General features: G+C 71.0%; 20 protein-coding genes and 1 pseudogene. 10 read left to right on the forward strand and 11 right to left on the reverse strand.

The window, feature by feature from the left end; translation table 11 throughout:
• Positions 1–37 precede the first annotated feature (37 nt).
• Positions 38–1,303, forward strand: coding sequence for a family 1 glycosylhydrolase (locus QUE79_RS05525; protein WP_286345799.1), 1,266 nt, complete (start codon positions 38–40; stop codon positions 1,301–1,303).
• A 46-nt stretch (positions 1,304–1,349) separates the two neighbouring features.
• Here the strand turns inward: QUE79_RS05525 and QUE79_RS05530 are convergent, their stop codons facing one another.
• From QUE79_RS05530 to QUE79_RS05545, 4 genes are read right to left on the reverse strand one after another with little or no spacing between them, the layout of a single operon-like run.
• On the reverse strand, positions 1,350–1,943 hold the full coding sequence (locus tag QUE79_RS05530) for a hypothetical protein (RefSeq protein WP_286345800.1): 594 nt from the start codon (positions 1,941–1,943) through the stop codon (positions 1,350–1,352).
• Positions 1,940–3,232, reverse strand: coding sequence for a hypothetical protein (locus tag QUE79_RS05535; protein ID WP_286345801.1), 1,293 nt, complete (start codon positions 3,230–3,232; stop codon positions 1,940–1,942). Before QUE79_RS05535 ends, QUE79_RS05530 begins: the two co-directional genes overlap by 4 nt.
• Positions 3,229–4,002, reverse strand: coding sequence for an ABC transporter ATP-binding protein (locus tag QUE79_RS05540; RefSeq protein ID WP_286345802.1), 774 nt, complete (start codon positions 4,000–4,002; stop codon positions 3,229–3,231). Before QUE79_RS05540 ends, QUE79_RS05535 begins: the two co-directional genes overlap by 4 nt.
• A gap of 3 nt (positions 4,003–4,005) precedes the next feature.
• Positions 4,006–4,413: a hypothetical protein gene (locus QUE79_RS05545; RefSeq protein ID WP_286345803.1), complete on the reverse strand. Its 408-nt coding sequence runs from the start codon at positions 4,411–4,413 to the stop codon at positions 4,006–4,008.
• A gap of 308 nt (positions 4,414–4,721) precedes the next feature.
• On the opposite strand from QUE79_RS05545, the gene QUE79_RS05550 reads away from it, so the two are divergent.
• Positions 4,722–5,216 carry an FBP domain-containing protein gene (locus tag QUE79_RS05550; RefSeq protein WP_286345804.1) on the forward strand — a complete coding sequence of 165 codons (495 nt, stop codon included), beginning with the start codon at positions 4,722–4,724 and terminating at the stop codon, positions 5,214–5,216.
• A 172-nt stretch (positions 5,217–5,388) separates the two neighbouring features.
• Here the strand turns inward: QUE79_RS05550 and QUE79_RS05555 are convergent, their stop codons facing one another.
• The 3 genes from QUE79_RS05555 to QUE79_RS05565 all read right to left on the reverse strand — a co-directional run bounded on the left by QUE79_RS05555 (position 5,389) and on the right by QUE79_RS05565 (position 8,398).
• A complete protein-coding gene (locus QUE79_RS05555; RefSeq protein ID WP_286345805.1) occupies positions 5,389–7,272 on the reverse strand; it encodes an anthranilate synthase family protein in 1,884 nt (627 codons plus the stop codon).
• 263 nt (positions 7,273–7,535) lie between these two features.
• Entirely contained in the window at positions 7,536–7,844 is a 309-nt protein-coding gene (locus QUE79_RS05560) for a hypothetical protein (protein WP_286345806.1), read from the reverse strand.
• Between the two features lie 68 nt (positions 7,845–7,912).
• The gene (locus tag QUE79_RS05565) at positions 7,913–8,398 is read right to left on the reverse strand and encodes an SRPBCC family protein (RefSeq protein WP_286345807.1); all 486 of its coding nucleotides are present in this window, start codon (positions 8,396–8,398) and stop codon (positions 7,913–7,915) included.
• Positions 8,399–8,479: 81 nt separating this feature from the next.
• Between QUE79_RS05565 and QUE79_RS05570 the strand changes: the two genes are divergently transcribed.
• Genes QUE79_RS05570 through QUE79_RS05580 form a run of 3 tightly spaced genes read left to right on the forward strand, consistent with a single transcriptional unit; the run spans position 8,480 to position 9,584 of the window.
• Entirely contained in the window at positions 8,480–8,662 is a 183-nt protein-coding gene (locus QUE79_RS05570; protein ID WP_286345808.1) for a PspC domain-containing protein, read from the forward strand.
• Between the two features lie 41 nt (positions 8,663–8,703).
• Positions 8,704–8,994 carry a hypothetical protein gene (locus QUE79_RS05575; RefSeq protein WP_286345809.1) on the forward strand — a complete coding sequence of 97 codons (291 nt, stop codon included), beginning with the start codon at positions 8,704–8,706 and terminating at the stop codon, positions 8,992–8,994.
• Entirely contained in the window at positions 8,877–9,584 is a 708-nt protein-coding gene (locus tag QUE79_RS05580) for a GH25 family lysozyme (protein WP_286346847.1), read from the forward strand. The genes QUE79_RS05575 and QUE79_RS05580 overlap by 118 nt, the downstream gene beginning before the upstream one ends.
• Before the next feature lie 27 nt (positions 9,585–9,611).
• Here the strand turns inward: QUE79_RS05580 and QUE79_RS05585 are convergent, their stop codons facing one another.
• Positions 9,612–10,466 (reverse strand): alpha/beta fold hydrolase, encoded by an 855-nt coding sequence (locus tag QUE79_RS05585; RefSeq protein ID WP_286345810.1) that lies wholly within the window; start codon positions 10,464–10,466, stop codon positions 9,612–9,614.
• Positions 10,463–11,956, reverse strand: coding sequence for a flavin-containing monooxygenase (locus QUE79_RS05590; protein WP_286345811.1), 1,494 nt, complete (start codon positions 11,954–11,956; stop codon positions 10,463–10,465). The genes QUE79_RS05585 and QUE79_RS05590 overlap by 4 nt, the downstream gene beginning before the upstream one ends.
• 102 nt (positions 11,957–12,058) lie before the next feature.
• Here QUE79_RS05590 and QUE79_RS05595 point away from each other — a divergent pair, with 102 nt between their 5' ends.
• From QUE79_RS05595 to QUE79_RS05605, 3 genes are all read left to right on the forward strand, one after another.
• The gene (locus QUE79_RS05595; RefSeq protein WP_286345812.1) at positions 12,059–12,883 is read left to right on the forward strand and encodes a TetR/AcrR family transcriptional regulator; all 825 of its coding nucleotides are present in this window, start codon (positions 12,059–12,061) and stop codon (positions 12,881–12,883) included.
• On the forward strand, positions 12,787–13,737 hold the full coding sequence (locus tag QUE79_RS05600; protein WP_286346848.1) for a zinc-binding dehydrogenase: 951 nt from the start codon (positions 12,787–12,789) through the stop codon (positions 13,735–13,737). Before QUE79_RS05595 ends, QUE79_RS05600 begins: the two co-directional genes overlap by 97 nt.
• Before the next feature lie 150 nt (positions 13,738–13,887).
• Positions 13,888–15,105: a GAF domain-containing protein gene (locus QUE79_RS05605; RefSeq protein WP_286345813.1), complete on the forward strand. Its 1,218-nt coding sequence runs from the start codon at positions 13,888–13,890 to the stop codon at positions 15,103–15,105.
• Here QUE79_RS05605 and QUE79_RS05610 read toward each other — a convergent pair.
• Together QUE79_RS05610 and QUE79_RS05615 are read right to left on the reverse strand one after the other, a co-directional pair.
• The gene (locus QUE79_RS05610) at positions 15,095–16,000 is read right to left on the reverse strand and encodes an MBL fold metallo-hydrolase (RefSeq protein WP_286345814.1); all 906 of its coding nucleotides are present in this window, start codon (positions 15,998–16,000) and stop codon (positions 15,095–15,097) included. The two genes, QUE79_RS05605 and QUE79_RS05610, sit on opposite strands and share 11 nt — an antisense overlap.
• Before the next feature lie 191 nt (positions 16,001–16,191).
• Positions 16,192–17,279 (reverse strand): annotated as a pseudogene (locus QUE79_RS05615) (glycerate kinase).
• A 193-nt stretch (positions 17,280–17,472) separates the two neighbouring features.
• On the opposite strand from QUE79_RS05615, the gene QUE79_RS05620 reads away from it, so the two are divergent.
• Together QUE79_RS05620 and QUE79_RS05625 are read left to right on the forward strand one after the other, a co-directional pair.
• The gene (locus tag QUE79_RS05620) at positions 17,473–17,985 is read left to right on the forward strand and encodes a TetR/AcrR family transcriptional regulator (RefSeq protein ID WP_286345815.1); all 513 of its coding nucleotides are present in this window, start codon (positions 17,473–17,475) and stop codon (positions 17,983–17,985) included.
• Positions 17,982–18,119 (forward strand): hypothetical protein, encoded by a 138-nt coding sequence (locus tag QUE79_RS05625; RefSeq protein ID WP_286345816.1) that lies wholly within the window; start codon positions 17,982–17,984, stop codon positions 18,117–18,119. The genes QUE79_RS05620 and QUE79_RS05625 overlap by 4 nt, the downstream gene beginning before the upstream one ends.
• Positions 18,120–18,190: the final 71 nt, after the last annotated feature.

Raw genomic sequence — 18,190 nt, forward strand, 5'->3', positions numbered from 1 at the left:
GCCCACCACCCCTCCCCACCCTGAGACGAGCACGCCCATGAAATGGTTCGAGGACGGCGCCCTCCACTTCGCACTCGGCATCGAGGACACCTTCGTGCCTCAGAGCCGCGCCGGAGAACGGCCCATCGACGAGTACGAACTCACCGAGCACTACGAGCAGGTCGAGACCGACCTCGGACTCGCCGCGTCCGTCGGGGCGGAGCTCCTGCGGTGGGGCGTGCCCTGGTACCGGGTCGCCCCGACGGCCGAGACGTGGGACTGGTCGTGGACCGATCGCGCGCTCGACCGATTCCGGGAGCTGGGACTCCGGCCGGTCGTCGATCTGCTCCACTACGGCACGCCGCTCTGGCTCGACGACCAGTTCGCGAACCCCGACTACCCCGAGCGGATGGCCGAGTTCGCGAGTCGGTTCGCGGAACGCTACGGCGACGTCGCCACGGACTACACCCCGGTCAACGAGCCGATGATCCACGCGCTGTTCTCCGGCGAGTACGCCTACTGGCCCCCGTACCGGTCGGGACCGACCGGCCTGGCGTCGATCGCGTCCTCGCTGGCCCGGGGTTTCGTCCTCACTCAGCAGGGCATCGCCGAGCAGCTCGGGGACCGCGCCACCTTCGTGCACGTCGACGCCGGAATGCGTTACGTGGGCGACACCGACGCCCCTGAGCATCGGGAGACGGTCGCCCGGCTCCGCGAGCAGACGTTCCTCGTCGAGGACCTCGTCACCGGCGGCGTCGGCGACGGGCATCCGCTCCTCGCGCAGCTGCACCGGGGCGGCGTGACCGACGCCCTTCTGGCGTGGTTCCGGGACAACGCCGTGAGGCCGGACGTGATGGGGGTCAACTATTATCCGCTGCACTCGACCGAGGTGTTCGAGGCGGGCGTCCACCACGGCGGAGGCTTCGCCGATCCCCGACCGTTCTTCGACGCCGGCACCGACGGGCTCCGCGAGGTGCTGACCACCTACGCCGACCGCTACGGCGCTCCGGTCATGCTCACCGAGACGTGCGTCACCGGAAGCGTCGAGCAACGGATCGCCTGGATGGACGAGTCCGTCGCGGCCCTGCACGACCTCCGGGGCGAGGGGGTTCCGGTCGTCGGCTACACCTGGTGGCCGCTGTTCGACATGTACGAGTGGACCTATCGTCACAGCTCGAGCCCCCGGGTCGATCACCTCCTCACCATGGGGCTCTACGACCTCGTCGAGACCTCCGGCGGTCATCTCGACCGTCGCCGCACGCCCGTGGCGGATCGCTTCCACCAGCACGCCGTGGCCGGCAGTCGCGCGGAGGCGCCTGCCTGACCTCTGGCGCCCTCCGTGGCGCAGCCGGCATCCGGTGCCGATCGCGTCAGCGCGCCTGCAGCCGGCGCAGTCGCGTCGACACGCTCGACGCCCCCACGGCGAGGACTCCGCCCGAGACGATCCACGGCGCGGTCGCCTGCGCGTCCTGCTCGAGCAGCACCGCCCACGGCACCCGCGTCCCGTCGGATCCGACGCCGGCCACCATGCAGATGATCGTGTAGGCGCACGAGGGCAGCCACGCGAGGGCGAGGTCGATGACGGACACTGCCGCCAGAGAGAGTCCCAGCAGGAGGCCGGCGTTCCGCATCGCGACACCGAGGTCGGCTGCCGGTGCACCGATCGCCGCCAGTCCGAGTGCCAGTCCGACGGCGAAGGCGAGGGTGCAGGATGCCACTCGCGCGGCTGCGAGCCGTCGCAGCGGTCGCACGGAGGTCGCGCCCATCGGCCCGACCGGATCGATCACGGCCCCGGTGATGATGCACGCGGCGGCCAACGGCAGGAGCAGGGAGGCCGGCACGTGGAAGTCGACCTGGTCCCCGATCCTGACCGAGAGGGATCGTCCCCAGCCCGAGACGAGGCCTGCCGCGAACACGGCCACGAGAATCCGCCCGAGCCGAAAGCTCGAGGCGTGGTCCTTCACGAGAGTTCCGACAGGGGTGCTTCGCCGGCGCACAGCTCGCTCGCGCCCCGAGTCACCCATGCTTTCTGCGCGTCGGGCGGGAGTGAGTTCAGCCTGTCGTAGGCAGCTCCGCCACCTTCCCAGGAGTCGGCGATCTCTCGACTGCCGACGGCCCAGCCGATGAAGACGAGCGCTGAGCCGTTCTGTTCGCCCGGCCCCGATCGGGCGCAGGCCGAGCCCGGGCCGCGAGAGTCGAGCATGCTCTGGACGAACTCGGACAGGTCTCTCGTCTGCCAGTCGGTCGTGAAGTCGTCGACGTGGAGGGCCGCGGTGCCGGCAGGCGAATCGCCGCCGACTCCCCGCTGGGTGAGCTCCACCCGGTCGAACGCGAAGGGTGTCTCGTCGAGTCGGCGCTCCACCGGGAGGAGGGCCGCCCGAAGGGCCGCGCGCTCCGGCTCGTAGGCAGGGTTCAGACACAGCTGCGGGTGGGAGCCCGCACACCGGAGCGCGGCGCTGGGCCGGTCGAGACTGATTCCTGTCGACGCGCCGAGGACGCCGATCGCGCCGATCGCGACGAGCCCGGCGCCGAAGACCGCCACGACGGACGCGGCCCGTCGCGATCGGGCGACGGACAGCAGGAGAACGGCCGTCGCGAGCAGAGCGCAGCCGCCGAACCAGGCCGAACGCGCCTCGAAGAGGGCGTCGTTCAGCCGGAAGAACGGGCCGAGGGATGCCACGAACAGCGGCGACAGGATCGGCGTCGTCGGCGTGACAGCCGATCCGAGCACCAGGATCACGACCCCCGTGGCATACGAGACGACACACGCGGCAGGCGCCGACCACCACCACGGCAGCAGGATCCCGACGACGTACCCGACGAGGGTGGCCGCGACGAGGGCGACCGCCGACGAGACGAGCCACGACCAGTCGGGGTTGCCCCTCGGGATCCCCGGCGAGCCCCAGGGAATGAAGATACCGACTGCCATCGCCGTGAAGGCGGCGACAGCCAGAAGGGCCGCCGCGGCGAGGAAGGCGAGGGTGGCTCGCACGCCTCCGTCCGGCGCCGAACGAATCAGCGCGAAGGCTGCCGATCGCCGGAGTCGCGCCCCGGCGAACGCGGACACGCCCGAGAGGAGAGGCAGGGCGAGGGTGAGAGCCGCGGCGACGGCGGCGGTGCGATCGCGCCACTCGTAGAAGCCGGGCGCCGTCTCGCCCCTCCCGAGGGCGATCCCTGCGAGCGCGATGACCGCGGACGGCGCAAGGAACTGCGAGCGGCGCAACGCCAGCCACGCCGCCCCGAACGATGTCACGTCGCCCCGCGGACCGCGGCGTAGGCGGCTTCCCACACGTCGAGGTCGGTCGCAGGGGTCGCATCGGTGGCATGGGTCGCATGGGTGCGCTCGCGGAAGTCGCGCTTCGAGCCGGAGAACTGCGCCCGACCCGCGTCCAGCACGAGGACGTCCGTTGCGGCAGCGAGATCGGACGTGATGTGCGTCGACACGAGCACCGTCGCCCGTCGGCCCAGTCGGCTGATGATCTCCAGAACCGCCTGTCGTTCCGTCGGGTCGAGCGACGCCGTCGGCTCGTCGAGCACGACGAGGTGCGGCTCGTGGACGATTGCCTGGGCGATGGCCGTTCGCTTCTGCTGCCCGCCGGAAAGCCGTCGCACCTGCCGCGATGCCAGGTCGGTCAGGTGGGTCGCGCCGAGAGCCCGGTCGACCAGCGCGGCGGACTCGCGTCGGCCGACACCCTTGAGCCAGGCGGCGTAGCGGACCGCTTCGAGAACCGTGAAGCCAGTGTTGAAGACGGGCGCCTGCGGCTGGAAACCGAGCGTCGCGCGAACAGCGCGAAGACCGCTCCGGTCGCGATAGTCGTCGCCGTCGAAGAGGACGACGCCGGACGTCCGTTTCGCGAGGCCCGCCAGAACGCGGAACAGCGTCGACTTGCCGGCGCCGTTCGGACCCAGCACGGCCAGCACACCTCGCCCCGCCTCGAAGCTCAGCCCGTCGAGTGCGTGCCGCCGCCGGTGCCGCACGACGAGCGAGTCGACCACGAGGGTGTGCCCTCGCGTTGTCGTCACCGATCAGCCACCTGTTCCGGCACAGGTCCGAATGCGCTTAGCTGCACTGTTCTTGGAACCGCCGTAGTCGACGGTGACTCGGGTGTCGTAGTCGGCCTCCGTTTGGTTATCGCATCGGCGATTCGAGTACGTGAAGGCCGCTCCGTTCTGGGGACCCAGCTTCGCTCCCCAGAAGACTTGTGCGTCGGGAATGATTCCCGGGTACCGGTGGAAAACCCGCTGCGTGATTGTGCCCTTGAGTCCGACCTGGCACTGAGTGGTCGAGTTTCCCTGGACTCGGCCGCTGACATTCGTCGTCGTGACGCTCTTGATCGTGCACTGGGCTGCTTGTGCAGACTCGTTCGGCACGAGCAGCGTGCCGCTTACGGCAACGACAAACGCCGCGGCCACGATCATTTTCTTTAACGACATGTTCACCCCTTCGTGGGCGGGACGCATTCCCGCAGTACTTCGAACACTAGTGCAGTATTCTGTCTTGTACATGCTGAATTCGCATCGGGGGACTGAATCTGCGGTCGCTTCGGTCGTTGCTACGCTGAGGGAGTGAGCAGAAACTCGATCGTGGAGCCCTCGGGGCGCGGGGAGGTCGCCGGCGGTTTTCGCGCCGGCGGCAGATAGAGCCGACCTCGGGCATCGCTTCGTCGTGCCCGGCGCGCTCTTCCCTCCACGAACTCTCGCCCGCAGGCGCACGCCGCGGGCCCTCACGAACGGCGATACCCATGCTTCCCCTGACCGAAAAGATCATCCGCGCCTCCTTCGCCAACGCCTCCCGCAAGGAGGTCAGCGTCCTCACCCTCCCGCCCGACTTCGACGAGCTCGACTGGGAAGCCGTCGACTACCTCGGCTGGCGTGACCCCAAGATGTCGAAGCGTTCGTACGTCGTGGTGCCGAGTGGCGAAGGCGAGGTGACGGCGATCCTGCTTCGGGAGGCCGACGCTCGCCCCGCGGCCCGCGCCCAGTGCACCTGGTGCCAGGACGTCAAGCTGCCCAACGACGTCGTGTTCTTTAGCGCGAAGCGTGCCGGTGCGGCTGGCCGCAACGGCGACACGGTCGGGACCCTGGTCTGCGCCGAGTTCCAGTGCTCGACGAACGTGCGGCGCCCCGTGCCGCCGGCCTACCTCGGGTTCGACGTCGACGCCGCGCGCGAGGAGCGGATCCTGGCCCTGCGCGAGCGGGCCGCCGCCTTCGCGGAGAACGTGCTGCGCCCCAGCTGACCCGTCCCTCCCCGCCCCGCAGAAATCGAAGGGGATTTTCGCGCTGACCGCCCCCGATCCGCATGAAAAGGTCGGTGCGCGCAAAATCCCCTTCGATTTCGGGAGGGACAGGGGGCGAGGGGCGGGGGGACGGGAGAAGCGGGAGGGACAGAGGGGCGGAAGGCGCGCAGGGTCAGGACACGCGGACGGGCGCGAGCGCGTGCTCGACGAGAGCGCGCAGGATCGCACGCCCGTCACGAGACAGCACCGACTCGAGGTGCCCCTGCACCGAGGCGAAGCCGGGGCCCGACAGGGTCTGGACCACGCGCGATCCCGCCTCGACCGTCGACGCGACGCCCGACGGCAGCGGGCCGTCGAACGCCGCGAACGAGTTGTAGAAACCGACGTCGGAGCTCAGTCCGTCGTACGCCAGCGGCACGGCGCGGCCCTGGTGGGGCGAGACGAGCGGACCGACGTCGAGGCCGAGCGCGAGGGCCAGGAGCTGGTGGCTCAGGCAGACCGCCAGCAGCGGGCGTCCGCTCGCGAGGCGGGCCTCGATGAGCCGACGCATCGCGGCCAGACGAGGGGCGGCAGGATCACGGGGATCGCCCGGGCCCGGACCGGCGACGAGAAGGTCGGCGGTGGCGGGATCCTGCGTTCCCGTTTCGGAGAGGGCAGTCCACGACACGACGTCGACCGCAAGGCCGAACGACCTGAGCTGGTGCGCGAGCATGGCGCTGAAGTCGTCCTCGGCGTCGACGACCACCGCGCGCCGGCCGGCCAGGGCGGCCTCGGGCGAGAGCGCCGGTGCCTGCGGTGCCAGCCAGAACGGCGCGAGCCGCGTGTTTCGGGCGGCGAGCAGCTCGGCGACTCCGGGGACGTCGGCCAGCCGGACGTCCTCGCGCGTGTCCGGTTCCCGGGATCCTGCGCCGATCGCCCGCAGGATCCCGGCCGCTTTCGCGCTCGTCTCCCGTACCTCGGACGCCGGGTCGCTGTGCCGCACGAGCGTCGCGCCGACCGGCACGCGCACGTACCCGTCGTCGCCGATGTACGCGGTGCGGATCAGGATCGGCGCGTCGAGGTCGTGCCCGCCTCTGCCATCGCTCTCGAACAGGGCGAGGACTCCCGCGTAGTACCCGCGACCGGTGGTCTCCCGTCGGCGGATCACCGCGCAGGCGTTCTGCATGGGGGAGCCGGTGACCGTCGGGGCGAACAGCGAGTGGCGCAGGACGTCGACGGGGTGACGATCGGTTTCGCCCTCCAGCAGGTACTCGGTGTGGGTCAGCGCGCGCATCTGCTTCAGGTACGGGCCTCGGATCCTGCCGCCCTTCTCGCAGATCTGACTCATCATCTTCATCTCCTCGTCGACGACCATGAAGAGCTCCTCCGTCTCTTTGGTGTCGCCGAGGAACGCCGTGAACGCGCCGGCGTCCGGGCCGGTGGCGGGGTGCCGATAGGTGCCGCTGATCGGATTCATCGACGCGACGCGAGAGCCGGTCGCAGGATCGCGCACGACGCCGACGTGCTTCTCGGGGCTGGCGCCGACGACGTTGATCCCGGGGGTGACGATCGCGAAGGTCCAGTAGGCGCCGGTCTCCTGCCGGACGAGGTTGGCGAACCACGCCAGCACGGCACGTCGACCGGACGCGTAGGCGCGGGCCTCGAAGTCGCGCCGGATCACGAAGTTCGCGCCCGCGCCCGTGCCGATGTCGTCGGAGACGACGCTTCGGACGACCTCTTCGTACGCCGCGTCGGAGGTGGTGAACCGCCCGCCGGTGGCGACGATGCTGTCGTCGCGGAGAGCGTCGACGTCTGCGAGCGGAACGTCCTCGCGCTCGTGGACGATCAGGCAGCGCAGGGGTGAGCCGTCGTCGTGCGCGTCGAAGCCGCGCTCGCGGATCTGCGCGAACGGGACGAGCGTCAGGACGTCGTGCTCGGGCCGGAGCGGGATCGACGCGAGGTCGGTCACGTCCACCACGTCGCCGGTGAGGACGACGACATGGTCGGCGGAGCCGCGCCGGAGGAGCGCGAACGGCTCGGTCGCATCGGGAGCCGTCAGTCGGTCGAGGAGTCGCACGGGGTGCCTTTCGGAGGGGGCACCTCTCGCACGGGGCACGCAGGAACGGCCGCCCGAGAGGCGGCCGTTTCGAGGATGAGTCTGCAGGGGTCGCCTAAGTGAGGCGCCACCAGCTGCTCATCGTGTTCATGGGGGTGACGTTAGCGCGCGACCCGGCTGTGTGTCCAGTGGCCGAGTTCAGTTCTCGGCGGCCTCGGCCTCTGCTGGCCCGCGTCGACGCCCTGGTCGCGCGCGCCGATGCGGCGGCGGAGTAGGGCGAGGCGTCAGGACTGCCCGCCCACCGCGGGCTCGCCGACGAACGCGTGCGCCTCACCGGCCAGCTCGAGCCAGAGGTCGACGCTCGACACCGAGACCCAGCCGTCGCCCGCGGTATGACCGCCGACGACTCGGCGAGCGATGAGGTCGGCCGCGCGGGCGTCCGGAAGCCTTACGACGAGCCGGTCGTCGTCGAGGAACGCGAAGCGTCTGCCGTGGGCGAGCAGGCCGTCGTCGGTCACGGTCACGTCGACGTCGGGATCTTGCCCGAGCGTGAGGACGACCTCGTCGTAGGCGGCATCGGTGAGTTCGGACATGGGGCCTGCTCCCTCGCGCTCCGGGGCTGCGGAGTTGCGGCCTCGGGCTGCTGCCAGTATGGCGCGCTTCAGCGCTGCGAGGCCTGCCGGTCGATCTCCGCCAGGATCCCGGGAAGCACTCGCTGCATGTACGGTGCCCAGAACAGCGAGACGATGGCCCGCAGCACGGGGCCGGCGCCGGGGCGGGCGAAGAACGTGTACTGCCAGTCGACGCGCGTGCCCCCGGCGACGGCGGTGTACTCCCACTCGGCGCGGGCCCCTGAGACGAGCCGACCGAAGAGCTTCTCGAAGTTGCTCAGTTCGTAGACGAAGCGGTGCGGCGCGTCGACGGTCACCAGCGTCTCGGTCACGCTGCCGCCGTCGGACAGCATCAGCTGCCGTCGCCTGCCCGGCGTGTTCCACGCGCCCGACTGGCCGCGGACCTCGAGCACCGCCGGGAGAGGCCCGTGCTTCGGGTAGTAGCCGACCGGGGTCATGGGTGTGCCGATCTCGTACGCGCGGTCGAGAGGTGCGCGCGTCGTCCCGCTGGCCGAGCCGCTGGCTGTCGTCGTCATGGAGGTGATTCGGACCGGAGGCCCTCGGGGATGGCTCCGGCGCCCGGCCGGCGATCAGGCCGGCCGGGCAGACTCGGGGGCATGGCTACTCTCGCTCGTCCGACCCGCGGCAGGGTCATCGCCGGCGTCTGCGCTGCAATCGCCGACCGCTTCCACTGGAGCCGATTCCTGGTCCGACTGATCTTCGTCGTCTCGATCGTCCTTCCCGGCCCCCAGTTCGTCCTCTACATCGTCCTGTGGATCCTCATCCCCAAGCGCAAATAGCTCCCGGGCGACGCCCGACTCGAGTGCGTTAAGGTCGCGGGATGGTCTCTCGCACAGCGCTGGTGGCGGCCGTCGTCGTGCTGACGACCATCGCCGGATCCAGTGGTGTCGCCACCACCGGTCTCTCGCGAGCCGGCGTCGAGCCGCGACCCGCCCCGGCTTCGACCGAGACGATCCCCGGCCTCGACGTGAGCGCCTACCAGCACGGCGTCGACTGGCGGAAGGCGTACGCCAAGGAGCCCGCTTCGCGTACGTCAAAGCCACCGAGGGTGATCGCTACACCAGCGCCCGCTTCCGCGAGCAGTACACCGGGGCCGCGAGAGCCGGTCTGATCCGCGGTGCGTTCCACTTCGCGAAACCGAACGTGTCGACACCGGTCGCGCAGGCAGAGTACTTCGTGAAGTCGCTCTCCCGCCTCGGCGGCGGCCGGGCCACCGGGTCGTCGACGCTGCCGCCGCTGGTCGACCTCGAGTACGACCCGTACGTGCGCACCGACGGCACCGATTCCTGTTGGGGCCTCACGCCCAAGCAGATGGTCTCCTGGATCTCCGCGTTCGTCGACACGGTCACCGGACTGACAGGCCGGGTGCCCGCGATCTACACGACGACCGACTGGTGGTCGAGGTGCACGGGAGGCAGCCCCGACTTCCTCGGCAACCCGCTCTTCCTGGCCCGCTACGTCGATGATCCGGCGCAGGGGGCAGGTGCGCTGCCGGCCGGCTGGCAGCACTGGACAATCTGGCAGTACACGAGCAAAGGTCACCGGTACGCCGGCGTCACCGACGGAAAGAAGGGCGACACCCCGGCCTCCGACGAAGACCTGTTCGCGGGGTCGATCAGCGATCTGCGCGCTCTGGCCCGCGGCACGTTCGACGACGTGACCGGTCTCGACCCCGAGCTGCCCGCGATCCTGCCGTCGTGACTCCGTTCTGGTCGCCCATCCGCTGCGTCACTCGTCGAAGAACTGCCGGATGAGCTGCGCCGTCTCGGCGGCTCGCTCGATCTGGGGCATGTGCCCCGTGGCGTCGAACAGGTGTGTCCGCGCGGACGGCAGCGAGGCCGCAACCGAGTCGAGGTGCGACGCGGGCAGCACGATGTCGCGCGCGCCCCAGACGACCAGCACCGGTGTTCCGGCGCGGTCCACCGCGGCCAGGAGGCGCGACCGCCAGGCCGGACGGATTCCGCGCGCGGTTCCCAGGTCGTGAGCCACCTCCCGGAAGGCGCGCATGGCCTGCGGTCGGGATCCGCGAGCGAGGCTTCGCGAGATGCGCTCCTGCGACACGAAGTCGCGGCTGACGAAGAGGGCGCGCTCGGTCCGGGCGGTCGTCTTCGGGGTCGGGCGGAGCAGGATCCTGCCGACGACGGGGAGGGCGATCAGCCGGAGGGCAGCCGTGACGGTCGCCCCGAAGCCTGCGCTGTCGAGCAGGACCAGCCGGCGCACGCGCGACGGTGCCCGCACGGAGAGGGCCATCGCGACGGCGCCGCCGAGCGAGTTGCCGACGACGTCGACCCGGCCGAGGTCGAGAGCGACCACGAAGTCGTCGACGAAGGAGGCGAGCCCCTCGAGGGTGTGGCGTCCGCGAAGCGGGCTCGAGTCGCCGAAGCCGGCGAGGTCCAGGCTCACCACGTGCCGGTCGTCGCCGAGGAGGCGGTGCTGGTCGTCCCAGTCGTCGAGGCTTCGGCCGATCCCGTGAATCAGCAGGATCGCCGGGCCCGACGCGGTCGCACCGGTCTCTCGGTACCGCGTCCGGACGCCGGCGACGTCGACGAAGGTCGGTGCAGGAAGGACGCCGAGGTCGCTCACGACACCCTCTCCCGCTCGGGCGCGCGTCGCGGTTCTGCCGAGGAGAAGCGGAGGCCGTCGCCGGTCAGTCGGCTGAAGCGGAACAGCCGGACGTCCCGCGGGTAGTTCTGGTGCAGACGCCACGGTGCCACCCGCCCCTGTTTCGGCATCTGGGCGATCCCGCGGCGGATGTACCCGCTCGCGAGGTCGATGAGGGGCTCGAGCGGACCGACATCGGCCGGCGCGACGGGCGTCACCGTGCGCGCGCCGTGGCGGTCCTGGAAGCGCAGGATCCTCTCCACGTAGCGCGCCACGAGATCGATCTTGAGGGTCCACGAGGCGTTCGTGTAGCCGATGGCGAAGGCGAGGTTGGGGACGCCGTCCAGCATCATGCCCTTGTACGTGACGCGGTCGGCGGGGTCGAACGGCTCGCCGTCCATCGACAGCGCCATGCCGCCGAACAGCAGGAGGTTGAGCCCCGTGGCGGTGACGACGACGTCGGCCGGCAGCTCGTCGCCGGACGCGAGCCGAATGCCGTCGCGCGTGAACGTGTCGATCCCGTCGGTCACCACCGCGGCGGTGCCTCGCCGGATCGCCCGGAAGAAGTCGCCGTCCGGAACGATGCAGAGGCGTTCGTCCCAGGGATCGTAGGCCGGGGTGAAGTGCTTGTCGACGTCGAACCCCTCCGGCAGGCGATGGGAGACGCCCGAGCGGAGCATCGCCTTCATCCGGTCGGGCTGGTTGCGGCTGATCCGGTAGCTGATCAGCGCGCGGGCGATGCCCTTCCAGCGCGAGACCCGCGAGGCGAGACGCACGGGGATCCTGCGCGAGAGCTTCTCGAAACCCGCGTCCGCGCTGGGGAGGGCGGCGATGTAGGTGGGGGAGCGCTGCAGCATCGTGACGTGCTCGGCGGTCTCGGCCAGGGCCGGGAGCAGAGTGACCCCGGTGGCGCCGCTGCCGATCACCACGATGCGCTTGCCGGTGGCGTCGAAGTCGTCCGGCCAGTGCTGCGGGTGGATGATCTGCCCCGCGAAGTCGTCCTGCCCGGGGAAGGTCGGCCGGTAGCCCTGGTCGTAGCGGTAGTACCCCGAGCAGACGAAGAGGAACGAGCAGGTGAGCGTGGTGGGGGCGGAGCCGTCGCCCCGGTCGACCTGCACGCGCCAGTGGGCGTCTTCAGTCGACCAGTCGGCGGACACGACCCGGTGACGGTAGCGGATCCTGCGGTCGACGCCGTAGGCCTCGGCGGTCTCGCGGACGTAGGCGAGGATCGAGGCCGCGGGCGCGATCGACTGCGGGGACGACCAGGGGCGGAACGGGTAGCCGAGCGTGAACAAGTCGCTGTCGCTCCGGACGCCGGGGTACCGGAAGAGATCCCAGGTGCCGCCGGACTCCTCGCGGGCCTCCAGGATCGCCAGAGATCGGGACGGGAAGGCGGTGCTCAGTCGACAGGCGGCGCCGATGCCGGACAGGCCGGCACCGACGATGAGGACGTCGAGGTGTTCGCCGGGCATGAGTGCTCCTTTGCAGTCGACCGATCCCCGGCAGCTTATAAACACACTGTCGATTCAGTCAACACCCTGTCGATAACTCGCAGATGGTGCTTGACTGCCTCCATGGAGTCAGCCACCCGCAGCCGTCGTGCGCCTCGTCCCCCGCGTGTCTCGGGCGACGAACGCGAACGCACCATCCTGGCGACGGCCGAGCAGCTGCTCGACGAGAAGACGTTCGCCGAGATCACCATCGACGACCTCGCCCGCGGCGCCGGTCTGTCCCGGCCGACGTTCTACTTCTACTTCGCCTCGAAGCAGGCGGTCCTCCTGGCGCTCCTCGATCAGGTCGCGCACGAGGCCGAACGTCGCTCGGCGCACGTCTTCGACGACCTGGCGCGCGATCCGGCCGGTTCCTGGCGCCGCGCCATCGAGGCGTTCGCCGACACCTTCGCCACGCACCGCGGGGTGTCCGTCGCGGCGTCCGCGGCACGTGCCACCGAGCCCGAGCTCGCGGCCCAGTGGACTACGCTCACGCGCGGTTGGATCGCCGCCACCGCTTCGGCCATCGCGGCCGAGCGGGAGCGCGGTGCGTCGCCGTCCGGCCCGTCGCCGGAATCTCTCGCCACCGCCCTGAACCTGCTCAACGAACGAATGATCGTCGCGTCGCTGACCGAACCGGGTCTCCCCGGCGCCCGAGAGGCGACCGTCGAGACCCTCCTCCACGTGTGGCTGAGCAGCATCTACGGATCCGCCCCCTCGCCTGAACCCGCATTCCGGCACTCGATTTCGAAGGAGAGATCATGCTCGCAGGACGACTCGACGTCGCCACCACCACGTTCGCCGTCGAGGAGGTGCCGACCCCGGAGGCCGGGCCGGGGCAGGTCCGCATCGCGGTCCGAGCCGCGGGCGTGTGCCTCTCCGACGTGCATCTCATCGAGGGGATGCTGAAGCCGCAGTATCTGCCCGGTGACGTCGTCACGCTCGGACACGAGGTCGCCGGCGTCGTCGATCAGCTCGGCGCGGGTGTGACCGGCGTCGAGCTCGGGCAGCGAGTCCTGCTCCAGGCCGGCGAAGAGCAACACGGTGCCGTCCTGACCCGAGGGGTCGACTACGACGGCGGCTGGGCGGAGTTCGCCGTCGCCTCGGCCGCGACCGTCGTCCCGATCCCGGACGGCCTGCCGTTCGAGCAGGCCTGCTTCATCCCGGACGCGGTCTCGACGCCGTGGTCGGCCATCACAGCGACCGGTCGCGTGCAGCCCGGCAAGGCCGCCGGGGTCTGGGGCATCGGCGGTCTCGGTGCGCACGGCGTCCAGCTGCTCCGCTTGATCGGTGCGGCTCCGATCGTCGCGGTCGACCCGCTCGAAGCGGCGCGGGAGCGGGCGCTCGAGTTCGGGGCGGACGTCGCCCTCGATCCTGCCGCCCCGGATTTCGGTCGTCGGATGAAGGAGATCACGCGCGGGACGGGGCTCCAGACGGCGTTCGACTTCGCCGGGGTACCCGCGGTCCGCGAGCAGGCCGCCGCGTCACTCGGACTCGGCGGACGGCTCGTCCTCGTCGGGCTCACCGACCAGCCCGTCTCCGTGAAGAACGGAACGCTGTTCAGCTACCTCCGGCAGCAGATCCTGGGCCACTACGGCTCGGTGCCGGGCGACGTCGTCGACCTGGTTGCGCTCCAGGAGCTCGGCCGCCTCGATTTCGCCCGTTCGGTGAGCCGTGTGATGCCTCTTACCGAGGCGGCCGAGGCCGTCCGGATGCTGTCCGAAAAAGACGGAAATCCGATCCGGATCGTCCTGCGACCCTGATCAGATCGCGCCACAGCCGGTGTCCTCCGAGTGCAGGACACAGCCACCCGCGGGGGTAGACAGAGTCACCCACCCCGGAGAGGGGGATTGCAGTCGGGTGACGAGGGGGTGATAGTCGTCTTGTCCCCCCGCACCAGATCGGAATCCGCCGTGCTGTCACCGCTCCACTCCCTCGCCCTGCCGTTCTTCCGCGGGCGCTTCACGGGAGTCGGACAACGCCTCACCATGCCGAGGCCGGACGACGCCCCGATGGCTCATGCGCCCGGGATCGACCCGGACCGCATCCTCGTCTTCGGCAACGGCGCGGCGGTCGGCTGGGGTGTCCGCAGCCACGACCTCGCCCTGCCGGGGCACCTGGCCCGCCAGGTGTCGAGCCTCACCGGGCGCGGCGTCGACGTCGACCTGGTGGCCGACCCGACCGTGACCATCGCCACCGCGGAGCGCGCCGTGCCGACGCCGCGGGTCGTCTCCTACGACGCGATCGTCGTCGTGATCGGCCTGAGCGACGCGCTGCGCATGACGTCGGTGCGGCAGTACCGGAAGTTCCTCGGAGCTTTGCTCGATCGCTTCATGGACGCTCGCCGCGACGGCGCCGAGATCCTCCTCGTCGGCATCCACCGGCCGTCGGCCCTCAACGTGTTCTCGCTCCGTCGCGACAACGCCATCGACGAGCGCGCCGGTCAGTTCAACGCCGTGGCCCAGGAGGTCTGCGCGGCGAGGCCGCGCGTGCGCTACCTGGAGTCGCCCGACCACGACGCCGTGATGACCGGAAAGGGCGGACGCAGTCAGCTCGCCCCGGACATCTTCCGCACGCTGGCCGCGTCGGTCGCCACCGAGTTGGCCCCGCTGCTCGACATCCAGGCCGCGCAGGGTCGCGAGTCGTGCCCACTGCGCGTTCGACAGCAGAGCGACGGCGAGCGCCTGGCCGCCATTCGCGCGCTCGGCATCCTCGACTCGCCGCACGAAAAGAGGTTCGACGACATCGTCGAGCGGGCTCGCATCCTCCTCGGCACGGCGGGAGCCGCCTTCTCCGTCGTCGACGAGAACCGCATCTGGAACAAGGCGGTCGCCGGTGCCGCCGTCGTCGAGACGCCGCTCCGCGGTGCCATGTGCGCCGAGACCATCAAGGGCTGCGGCCCGTTCATCGTCCCCGACGTGTGGAGCGACGACCGCTTCGTCACGCACCCGTCGGTTCGCTTCTACGCCGGCTATCCGGTCGAGACGCCGGACGGCATCCGCATCGGAGCCCTCTGCGTGACCGACCCCAACCCGCGCGCTGCCGACAGCGTCGACCTCGTGCTCCTCCGCGAACTGGCGTTGGCCGTTCAGCGCGAGCTCTCGCTGGGAGCGGTACCCGTCAGCGCCTGACGTAGTCGCGGTGCATCTCGGTCTGCGACAGCGCCGAGAACAGCATGAACCCCGCGAGGTTCTCGAAGCCGGCCGTCCAGGTGAGCTGCGCCGCGATCTGCCAGACGGGGGTCGCAGGATCCTGCCCCACGATCCGCGCCACCTCGGCCGTCCGCGCGAGATGGTGTGCTGCCGAGGCCTCGGCGCGTTCCCCCAGCCCCGTGAAGCGATAGCCGTGACCCGGCAGAGCCTCATGGTCTCCGAACGCCGTGACGCGCGCGACGCTGTCGACGTAGTCGGCGAGCGCGTTCGACTCGGTGGGGCCGCCGAGCCCCAGCCCGGCGAACATGGTCGGCAGCACGTGGTCGCCCGTCACGAGGAGCGACCGCGCGTCGTCTCGGAGACAGAGGTGGCCCGGGGTGTGGCCCGGGGTGTGGATCGCGACGAGCTCGAAGCCGGGGACGTCGAGGCGGTCGCCGTCGTCGAGGAGGCGGTCGACGACCGGGGGCTCGTCAGCCGCGGCCCCGTCAGCGGGGACCTCGTCGGTGAGCGCGAGGGCAAGCAGCTCGTGCCGCCGGTCGGCCGGCACGCCCCACTCGTCGGCCTGGCGCTCGACGCTCGCCTGCGAGGGGCGGTGCTCGGCCTGCGTCGACAGGGCGTGCGCCTCGGCACGGTGGAGCTGCAGGATCGCGCCCGTGGTGTCTCGCATCCTGCGCCCGAGCCCCAGGTGGTCGGGGTGGAGATGCGTCGCAGTGATGGTGCGGACGTCGCCCGGCGTCGCGCCGAGGGTCTCCAGCGCGGCCACGAAGGCCGACCAGTTGGCGTCGGTGTCCCAACCGGGGTCGACGACGTGGAAGCCGCCCTCCGAGTCGCGGAGCAGATAGAGGAACGAGCAGGGGATGTGCTCCCCGGGCATCGGCTGGGCCAGAGCCCAGACGTCGTCGCGGACCCGCTCGAAGGGGGAACGCCGAAGGTCTTCGACGCCTGGAACTGGGGGAGACTCGTGGGCTGCACCCGCTCAGCCTAGGCCGGGGCTCGCGGCGTGCGTCGGCACCGCCCGCGGCGCAGGACGCCGCGCGAGACAGGTGTCAGGAGCAGGTTCCGGTGTCAGGACGCCGCTCGGGCGAGGTCGGCGCCCGCGCGCTCGAGGAAAGGGAGGGGGTCGGCGATGGCGGCTGCGGACGATCCGGCGAGGTCGGTGAGCGAGGCGGCGGCGCGGAAGGCACCGGTCTCGGCGGCGATCGCCCCCGCGACGAGGAACGCCGGGACGTCGGTCTCGGCGGCGGCCGCGAGCACGAACGAGGGCACCTTGCCCGAGGCCGACTGGGCGTCGAAGCGCCCCTCGCCGGTGACAGCGGCGTCGGCCGCTCGAATCGCCGGGGCGAGTCCGATGGTCTCGGCGACGAGAGCCGCGCCGGGCTCGAGGGTGGCGCCCCACGCCAGGAGTCCGAAGGCCGTTCCGCCGGCCGCCCCGGCACCGGGCGTATCGGGCGCCGCCGGCAGGAGAGACGCGAAGTGGGTCAACGCGGCGTCCATCTCGACGACGTCGTCGGCATCGGCTCCTTCTGAGGGCCGAAGACGGCGGCGGCCCCGTTCGGCCCGAGGAGCGGGTTGGAGACGTCGGAGACGATGACGGCGCCCCCTTTCGGCAGGGCGACCAGCCCCGTCAGGTCGACGGAGCGCAGCGAGGCGAGCCCGCGCGCACCGGGCGCGATCGGCGCGCCCTCGGCGGTCAGGAAGACGGCGCCGAGGGCCTCGAGCGCCCCGGCTCCGCCGTCGGTGGAGCAGCTGGAGCCGACCGCTAGCAGCAGCCTCGATGCGCCGGCCGCGATCGCGCCGGCGACGGCCTCCCCGAAGCCGCGGGTCGTGGCATCCTGCGCTCTCAGGTCGTCTTCGGCGAGGAGGGTGATGCCGCTGGTCGACGCGAGCTCGACGACCGCCGTGCCGTCGGGCAGGAGCAGCCAGCCCGCGTCGACCGGATCACCGAGCGGGCCGGTCACGCGCAGCACTCGACGCTCGGCCCCCGGGACCGCCGCTTCGAACGCGTCGAGAGTGCCCTCGCCACCGTCCGCCATGGGCATCGGCACGACGTCGTCGTCGGGGCGCACCGACGCCCACCCGCGCCCGATGGCTGCGGCGACCTCGGCGGCGTCGGCGGAGCCCTTGAACGAGTCGGGAGCGACGATGATCCTCATCCCTCGAGCCTAGGGCGTCTCTCTCGATCGCCCGCGGGCCGTGTGCGGCCTTGCACCGCGATCCGCGGGCCGTGGAGGGCTGGCCTCCGCGATCCGCGGGTCGTGCGTCGGGGCGGCCCGGCGCGAGTACGATTCAAAGGCACAGCCCGAGCTGTGGGCGGGGGCTGTCCGAACGACCGACGGCGGAGAAACCGTGCCGAAAGACCAGCGCCCGAAGCAGGAGCGCGCCCAGGCGACGAGGGCGGCGATCATCCGTGCCGCGGCCGCGATCTTCGGCCAGCGTGGCTACGCCCGCACCACCCTCGACGTCGTCGCCGTCGAAGCCGGCGTCACCAAGGGCGCCCTGTATTTCCACTTCGACTCGAAGCACGACCTCGCGAACGCGGTGATCGCCGAAGAGCTGCGGCTCACCTCCGTTCGCGCGCAGGAGACCCTCGACGGCGGTTTCTCCGGCATCGAGACGCTCGTGCGCCTGAACCGCAACCTCACCGACCAGATCGTGAACGACGTGGTCGTGGCGGCCGGCGTGAAGCTCACGACCGAGGAGCTGGTGGCGCAGCTCTCGATCCAGACGCCGTACGACACCTGGACCGACGTCTACAGCCGGCTCTTCGAGCGGGGCATCGCCGAGGGGAGCTGCTCGCCGACATCGACGTCGAGCGACTCACCCGGTTCGTCATCGGGGCCTTCACGGGCGTGCAGATGATGTCCGCATCGCTCACCGGCCGTGCCGACCTCTTCGATCGGGTCCGCGAGATGTGGGAGATCCTGCTCCCGGCTATCAGCGCCCCGCACTGCCTGGAGGCGTGCCGCTCCCTGCCGGCGCTCATCCGCCCCTGACCCGCTGGTGGCTCTCCGCCGCGGCCGCTCGCCCGGTGACGACTCCGGCGGCGGCGCGGGTGAACCTCGGC

This window comes from Frondihabitans sucicola (assembly GCF_030296615.1).
GTDB lineage: Bacteria > Actinomycetota > Actinomycetes > Actinomycetales > Microbacteriaceae > Frondihabitans > Frondihabitans sucicola.

Excerpts from the sequence above, each read along its gene's own strand:
- QUE79_RS05610 (WP_286345814.1), bottom strand. The coding sequence starts at position 16,000 with ATGCCCGGGGAGCACATCCCCTGCTCGTTCCTCTATCTGCTCCGCGAC.
- QUE79_RS05525 (WP_286345799.1), top strand. The coding sequence starts at position 38 with ATGAAATGGTTCGAGGACGGCGCCCTCCACTTCGCACTCGGCATCGAG.
- QUE79_RS05560 (WP_286345806.1), bottom strand. The coding sequence starts at position 7,844 with ATGTCCGAACTCACCGATGCCGCCTACGACGAGGTCGTCCTCACGCTC.
- QUE79_RS05565 (WP_286345807.1), bottom strand. The coding sequence starts at position 8,398 with ATGACGACGACAGCCAGCGGCTCGGCCAGCGGGACGACGCGCGCACCT.
- QUE79_RS05625 (WP_286345816.1), top strand. The coding sequence starts at position 17,982 with ATGATGTCCGCATCGCTCACCGGCCGTGCCGACCTCTTCGATCGGGTC.
- QUE79_RS05595 (WP_286345812.1), top strand. The coding sequence starts at position 12,059 with ATGGAGTCAGCCACCCGCAGCCGTCGTGCGCCTCGTCCCCCGCGTGTC.
- QUE79_RS05550 (WP_286345804.1), top strand. The coding sequence starts at position 4,722 with ATGCTTCCCCTGACCGAAAAGATCATCCGCGCCTCCTTCGCCAACGCC.
- QUE79_RS05545 (WP_286345803.1), bottom strand. The coding sequence starts at position 4,413 with ATGTCGTTAAAGAAAATGATCGTGGCCGCGGCGTTTGTCGTTGCCGTA.
- QUE79_RS05570 (WP_286345808.1), top strand. The coding sequence starts at position 8,480 with ATGGCTACTCTCGCTCGTCCGACCCGCGGCAGGGTCATCGCCGGCGTC.
- QUE79_RS05590 (WP_286345811.1), bottom strand. The coding sequence starts at position 11,956 with ATGCCCGGCGAACACCTCGACGTCCTCATCGTCGGTGCCGGCCTGTCC.
- QUE79_RS05575 (WP_286345809.1), top strand. The coding sequence starts at position 8,704 with ATGGTCTCTCGCACAGCGCTGGTGGCGGCCGTCGTCGTGCTGACGACC.